Origin of the sequence: Vibrio sp. AND4 (assembly GCF_000171815.1) — a bacterium.
In the GTDB taxonomy this organism is placed as follows: Bacteria; Pseudomonadota; Gammaproteobacteria; order Enterobacterales; family Vibrionaceae; genus Vibrio.
In genome coordinates this window covers 1-6,105 of record NZ_ABGR01000057.1, presented here as the reverse complement: position 1 = coordinate 6,105, position 6,105 = coordinate 1, and the positions used below count along the sequence as shown (strand labels likewise).

The following is a 6,105-nucleotide window of genomic DNA, read 5'->3' as shown; positions in this document are numbered from 1 at the left end:
AAGGTACAAGAAAGTACCAAGGAGGAAATATGAGTAAGCCAATTGAAAAAGCGGTTAAGTCTGCGCCTGCAGAAGCGCAAACAACCGCAAACACCACCATTGCAATAGAAGACGATCACGATCATCACCATGCACCGAAAGGGCTGGCACGCTGGCTCTATTCAACTAGTCATAAAGACATAGGTACGCTTTATTTGTGGTTTAGCTTCGCCATGTTCCTTACTGGTGGAGCGATGGCAATGATCATTCGTGCTGAGTTGTTCCAGCCGGGTTTGCAGTTGGTCGATCCTCAGTTTTTTAACCAAATGACGACCGTGCATGGGCTGGTGATGGTCTTTGGCGCTGTTATGCCTGCTTTTACTGGTTTAGCCAATTGGATGATTCCCATGATGATTGGGGCGCCGGATATGGCGCTGCCAAGAATGAACAATTTGAGCTTTTGGATCTTACCTTTTGCTTTTCTTATTTTGATCGGCTCTTTGTTCTTACCTGGTGGTGGTCCTGATTTTGGTTGGACTTTCTACGCTCCGCTTTCGACAACCTACGGCCCTGACAGCACAGCGTTGTTCGTTTTCTCAGTCCATATAATGGGTATCAGCTCCATCATGGGGGCCATCAACGTTATCGTGACGATTGTAAACATGCGAGCACCTGGCATGACATGGTTTAAACTCCCAATGTTCGTTTGGGCATGGTTAATTACTGCATTCTTACTTATCGCAGTGATGCCAGTCTTAGCTGGCGCCGTGACCATGGTTCTCACCGATAAATACTTCGGTACCAGTTTTTTTGATGCCGCTGGTGGCGGTGACCCTGTGATGTTCCAACACATCTTTTGGTTCTTTGGCCATCCAGAGGTGTACATCATGATCCTACCTTCTTTTGGTATTGTTTCGGCGATCATCCCCGCGTTTAGTGGCAAGAAGCTGTTCGGATATCATTCGATGGTCTACGCGACCTGTAGTATCGCGCTACTTTCATTCCTAGTATGGGCACACCATATGTTTACCACTGGGATGCCAGTATTCGCAGAGCTCTTCTTCATGTACTGCACCATGTTGATAGCGGTTCCGACAGGGGTGAAAGTGTTTAACTGGGTGGCAACCATGTGGCGCGGAGCCATGACGTTTGAGACGCCCATGCTATTTGCTATTGCCTTTATTGTGCTGTTCACGATAGGGGGTTTTTCCGGCCTGATGCTGGCGATCGTACCAGCGGACTTCCAATATCATGATACGTACTTCGTCGTTGCCCACTTCCATTATGTGTTGGTGTCCGGTGCGGTGTTCTCGATTATGGCAGCGGCCTATTACTGGTTACCGAAGTGGACGGGCAATATGTATGACCACAAATTGAGTCTGTGGCACTTCTGGTGTTCGATCATCTCGGTCAATGTACTGTTCTTCCCTATGCATTTCTTGGGCTTAGCTGGTATGCCTCGACGTATTCCCGATTACGCGATCCAGTTTGCCGATATCAACCAAATCGTCTCGATCGGTGGTTTTGCCTTTGGTTTGTCTCAACTGATTTTTTTGTGGCTAGTGATCAAATGCATTCGTGGTGGCGAAAAGGCAACGGCAAAACCTTGGGAACGAGCAGAAGGTTTAGAGTGGACGGTGCCAAGTCCCGCGCCACATCATACGTTCACGACACCACCAAAAGTCGATTAAGCAAAGCGTGAGGTGAGTGAGATGCAAAGTCATCCATCCAATAAGAAACTAATAACGAAGTTGCTGTTAGCGACTGCGTTGATGTTTGGCTTTGGTTTTGCTCTTGTGCCGCTCTACGACATCATGTGCGATGCATTAGGTATCAACGGTAAAACCAGTGATGTAGCAGCGATTCAACCCACAGGCATGCAAGCGGATATAACCAGAACCATCCGCGTGGAGTTCATGGCCCACGTCAGTCCCGATATGCCATGGGAATTCAAACCAAAAGTCGTATCCATGGATGTTCATCCAGGAGAAGTGATTCAAACTGAATATCTCGCATTCAATCAAAGCGGTGAAGAGTTAGTTGGGCAAGCTGTACCATCCGTATCGCCGGGTACTGGTGCGGCTTACTTCAATAAAATCGAGTGTTTTTGCTTTAACCAACAACCCTTGGAAGGTAAGCAGAAAGCGAGTATGCCTTTGATTTTCTACATTGAGCCAGATGTGCCGGATTCAATTCATACTTTGACTTTGTCTTACACACTCTACAAATTTCCTCCTCAATCGGGCGCGTCGTCGGTAGTCAGCCTCTCAAGGAGTAAGCAACAGACGGGTGAGCGCCTGTAAGGAGAGACCATATGAGTAACAAGCCTGATACCTATTATGTCCCTGCGCAAAGTAGTTGGCCAATCGTTGGGGCCTTCGCGCTGTTCCTTGTCGCAATAGGGGCAGGAATGACGGTCCAAGGTACGCAAAGTGATGGTCCGGTTGGCACTTTGGGGGGCATTATTCTCGCGGTTGGTATGCTTTTTTTGCTGTACATGTTGGCCGGGTGGTTTAGCAACGTTATTACTGAATCGCTAACGGGAAAATACAGCGCGCAAATCACACGCTCCTTTCGACAGGGGATGAGCTGGTTTATCTTTTCGGAAGTGATGTTCTTTGGTGCTTTTTTTGGCGCGTTGTTTTACGCCAGAATGATCTCCGTTCCTTGGTTAGGTGGTGCAGATAACAACGTCATGACGCATGAGGTGTTATGGCCAAGTTTTGAGGCCATATGGCCGCTCACTACGACGCCAGGTGGGGAAACAACTCAAGCGATGCCTTGGACTGGCATTCCATTAACTAACACGATCTTGCTGTTATTGTCTTCGATTACGTTACATATGGCCCATGTCAGCTTAGAGCAAGATAAACGAACCGCACTCATTGTTTGGTTGGAAATTACCATCGTTTTGGCGGGTTTTTTCCTTTATTACCAAGCTGTTGAGTACGCACATGCTTATCAAGATATTGGATTAACGCTGCAATCAGGGGTTTACGGTAATACCTTCTTTATGCTGACTGGCTTTCATGGACTGCACGTTTGCCTTGGTACCCTCTTCCTGATCGTATTGTTATTCCGCATCGCCAAAGACCATTTCTCACCGAAAGACCATTTTGCATTCCAAGCGGGTAGTTGGTACTGGCACTTTGTGGATGTCGTTTGGTTGTGTTTGTTTGTTTTTGTATACGTGCTGTGAATCTAATACGGACGTGGGTTAGGGGCAATCCAACCAGCCCCTAAAGCGACCAGAAGGAGTAGTACGACCAATGCAGAGAACATAACGCGACGACCGAGATAATGACTCATGGGTTTTCCTTTTTTCTGTTTGTCTTCTGGGTCTTCGCGAACCATTTCGAACAGCGCTTTTGCGAGGTTAAAGATAATGAAAAGCAGCAAAAGGACTAGCGTTAATTTGAACAGAAATACGGTGGACATGGCACCTCCGGCTTCGTCATCGATATGGTCAAAAATGTTGTCATCGAAATGGGTATGGATGGCTATTTGTTTAACTGTGGCCGTGTTTTCTGTTTTGGTCAAATTGGGTTTTTGGCAATTGGAGCGTGGTAACCAAAAGCAGCAGTTGGAGCAAGTGATTTTGGCGAGAGCGAATGCGCCCTATACAGAGATATCGGCGGTGTTGGCCGTCAACGATTGGCAAGAAAAGAACGTCAGTGGTATGAAAGTAAAAGTAAGTGTCGTACCGGGTCCATTTCCCATCATTTTATTAGACAATCAAACATTTGAAGGCGGTGTCGGGTACTTGGCGTTTCAAATTGTATCCTTGTCTCATGACCCAGCGAAGCAAACCTTGCTCGAACTAGGCTTTGTAAAGGGAGCAAGTTCTAGGGCTTTATTGCCTGAGGTTAAAACCTTGCTCGTCCCCTACGACATCACAGGACGTTTGTATCGCAAATCAACCAATCCACTGAGTTCAGACCTGATGGCTGAAATGGGCGACACAATCAGAGTGCAAAACCTCAATATCAATCAACTCAGCCAGCTGCTTAACATCGAGTTAATTCCTATGGTTATTCAACCGGACAATTTAGAGCAATGGCCTTATCCATTTCCTTGGAACCCGTTACCTCTAACCAGTGAGAAGCATTTTGCTTACTCCTTTCAATGGTTTGCAATGGCTGGCGTGTTTTTGCTTATCACAATCTTTATTTTTATTCGTTGGATTCGACAATCACACTCACAAGGAGGTGAGGTATGACAAACGCAGTCACGAGAGGGCGAATTATATTGGTATCTCTGATTTGTCTGTTCGCACTCCCTGCAATTATTGCCAAAGTTGTATTGAGTCAAGGATGGTACGAAACGGGAGTGACCAATCGAGGTGAATTGGTTGAGCCGTACACCACGTTAGAACAGTTGGGCCAAGTCTCACCTCTTACTGAGAGAGGCTGGCAATTAGCGTATGTGCTGCCTGCGGAATGCATGGAGCAATGCCAACAACAGATTCATTTATTGCAGCAAAGCCATATCGCACTGGGGAAATACCAAGAGCGTGTTGTGCCTGTGATTTGGACTTCGAATGAGGTAAATGACCTTGACCAGAGTCTTAAGGTGATGCAAATGAATGGCTTACTTTCGGCAAAAGTAAAAGCAGGGCAGATGTTGATCGTCGACCCGCTTGGGCAGCTTGTGATGTCCTATACACCAAATGTCCAAGAGGATTTAGTGCAGTTAAATAAAGATGTATTGACGGATTTAAGAAAGCTATTGAAGTTGTCACGCGTGGGCTAAGGAGAGGGCAATATGACGTTAAAGCGCTTGGTTAGTTTTAGCCTAGTTTTCACCCTTTTGGTCATTATGCTGGGTGCGTACACCAGGTTGGCTGATGCAGGCTTGGGCTGCCCTGATTGGCCCGGTTGCTATGGTCAATTGCTCGTGCCTCAAACTGAAGCGGAAGTGACGAAAGCGAATGCCTTGTTTCCGGAACGAGCAGTGGAACAAGGGAAGGCGTGGTTAGAGATGATTCACCGTTACTTTGCCGGAACTTTGGGCTTAGTTATTTTGATGATGGCCGTCATGGCGGTGAGAGCAGAGCGAGTCGATGCGACGATACCGATTTTGCTTTGTGTTCTTGTCCTCGGACAAGCAGCACTTGGAATGTGGACGGTAACATTAAAGTTAATGCCAGTCATTGTGATGTTGCATCTTCTTGGTGGCTTTACGTTATTAGCACTTCAAGCCGTATTCTATTGCCAATTACAATCTCAAAATAACCTCTGTTTCTCACCCTCATCTAAGGTTGTGAGAGCCTTTTCCATTATCGCCTTCATTGTCGTGTTAACCCAAGTACTGCTTGGCGGCTGGACATCATCCAATTATGCCGCATTAATGTGTACTGCTTTACCAATATGTGAAGGTAATTGGGTCAGCTATTTATCATGGAAAGAGGCGTTCTCGTTTTGGCAGGCGGGGTTTGATAACTATGAATTTGGTGTATTAGATTACCCAGCTCGAGTGACGATTCATGTGAGCCACCGAATTGGCGCCATCGTTACCGCATGTATTGTATTGATTTATTGTATTTTACTATTAAAGCAAAATTCGCATCATTATCAGCGTTTCGGTGTCTGGATCGGATTTTCTCTAATTTGTCAGATCATGTTAGGCGTGAGTAATGTTGTTTTTCAACTGCCCATCTATGTAGCGGTAGCACATAACCTAGGTGCAGCCATCATGCTTTCACTTATTTGTATCAGTCAGTACTACCTATGGCAAGGTAAAGCTCGTTGGAGTCATCATGAGAAAGGAGTTCGCTGTGAGTAAAGAGTTAGCATTCCCTTTAGAAAGTCGTAAGAAAAATATTGGTTCGATTTATTTAAAGCTGACTAAGCCGAAAGTTGTTGCTCTTATGCTGATTACGGCTATTGTCGGAATGAGCTTAGCGCCAGTGGTTGAATTTCCATGGCTACAAGCTGCGATTGGTCTCATTGGCATTGGTTTGATGGCGGGCTCAGCAGCAGCGTTTAATCACCTTATTGACCGTCGCATTGATGCGCGTATGGCTCGAACACATAATCGCCCTTTGCCATCAGGTGATACCAATCCGTTATCTGTCATGCTTTTTGCTACGGCTTTGGGGCTGATTGGTTTTGTGTTGCTTTATGT

The 6,105-nt window shown here is 46.2% G+C and carries 8 protein-coding genes; 7 read left to right on the top strand and 1 reads right to left on the bottom strand.

What is annotated here, in order from left to right; genetic code table 11:
* Nucleotides 1–29: 29 nt before the first annotated feature.
* Genes ctaD through AND4_RS18195 form a run of 3 tightly spaced genes read left to right on the top strand, consistent with a single transcriptional unit; the run spans nucleotide 30 to nucleotide 3,178 of the window.
* Nucleotides 30–1,670, top strand: a complete 1,641-nt coding sequence (ctaD, locus tag AND4_RS18205) for a cytochrome c oxidase subunit I (protein ID WP_009844455.1) — start codon at nucleotides 30–32, stop codon at nucleotides 1,668–1,670.
* Nucleotides 1,671–1,691: 21 nt separating this feature from the next.
* On the top strand, nucleotides 1,692–2,282 hold the full coding sequence (locus tag AND4_RS18200) for a cytochrome c oxidase assembly protein (protein WP_009844454.1): 591 nt from the start codon (nucleotides 1,692–1,694) through the stop codon (nucleotides 2,280–2,282).
* Nucleotides 2,283–2,293: 11 nt separating this feature from the next.
* Entirely contained in the window at nucleotides 2,294–3,178 is an 885-nt protein-coding gene (locus AND4_RS18195) for a cytochrome c oxidase subunit 3 (protein ID WP_009844453.1), read from the top strand.
* 2 nt (nucleotides 3,179–3,180) lie between these two features.
* On the opposite strand, the gene AND4_RS18190 is transcribed toward AND4_RS18195, so the two are convergent.
* A complete protein-coding gene (locus tag AND4_RS18190; protein ID WP_009844452.1) occupies nucleotides 3,181–3,417 on the bottom strand; it encodes a DUF2909 family protein in 237 nt (78 codons plus the stop codon).
* Here AND4_RS18190 and AND4_RS18185 point away from each other — a divergent pair.
* The 4 genes from AND4_RS18185 to AND4_RS18170 all read left to right on the top strand — a co-directional run.
* On the top strand, nucleotides 3,416–4,198 hold the full coding sequence (locus AND4_RS18185; RefSeq protein ID WP_009844451.1) for an SURF1 family protein: 783 nt from the start codon (nucleotides 3,416–3,418) through the stop codon (nucleotides 4,196–4,198). The genes AND4_RS18190 and AND4_RS18185 overlap by 2 nt on opposite strands.
* Nucleotides 4,195–4,731 (top strand): hypothetical protein, encoded by a 537-nt coding sequence (locus AND4_RS18180; protein ID WP_009844450.1) that lies wholly within the window; start codon nucleotides 4,195–4,197, stop codon nucleotides 4,729–4,731. The genes AND4_RS18185 and AND4_RS18180 overlap by 4 nt, the downstream gene beginning before the upstream one ends.
* A 12-nt stretch (nucleotides 4,732–4,743) precedes the next feature.
* The gene (locus AND4_RS18175) at nucleotides 4,744–5,763 is read left to right on the top strand and encodes a COX15/CtaA family protein (protein ID WP_009844449.1); all 1,020 of its coding nucleotides are present in this window, start codon (nucleotides 4,744–4,746) and stop codon (nucleotides 5,761–5,763) included.
* The coding region (locus tag AND4_RS18170) for a UbiA family prenyltransferase (RefSeq protein ID WP_009844448.1) at nucleotides 5,756–6,105 on the top strand (350 nt) is incomplete at its 3' end. The genes AND4_RS18175 and AND4_RS18170, both read left to right, overlap by 8 nt.

Coding starts and splice junctions, on each gene's coding strand:
- AND4_RS18190 (WP_009844452.1), bottom strand. CDS start 3,417: ATGTCCACCGTATTTCTGTTCAAATTAACGCTAGTCCTTTTGCTGCTT.
- AND4_RS18175 (WP_009844449.1), top strand. CDS start 4,744: ATGACGTTAAAGCGCTTGGTTAGTTTTAGCCTAGTTTTCACCCTTTTG.
- AND4_RS18195 (WP_009844453.1), top strand. CDS start 2,294: ATGAGTAACAAGCCTGATACCTATTATGTCCCTGCGCAAAGTAGTTGG.
- AND4_RS18185 (WP_009844451.1), top strand. CDS start 3,416: ATGGCACCTCCGGCTTCGTCATCGATATGGTCAAAAATGTTGTCATCG.
- AND4_RS18180 (WP_009844450.1), top strand. CDS start 4,195: ATGACAAACGCAGTCACGAGAGGGCGAATTATATTGGTATCTCTGATT.
- AND4_RS18200 (WP_009844454.1), top strand. CDS start 1,692: ATGCAAAGTCATCCATCCAATAAGAAACTAATAACGAAGTTGCTGTTA.
- ctaD (WP_009844455.1), top strand. CDS start 30: ATGAGTAAGCCAATTGAAAAAGCGGTTAAGTCTGCGCCTGCAGAAGCG.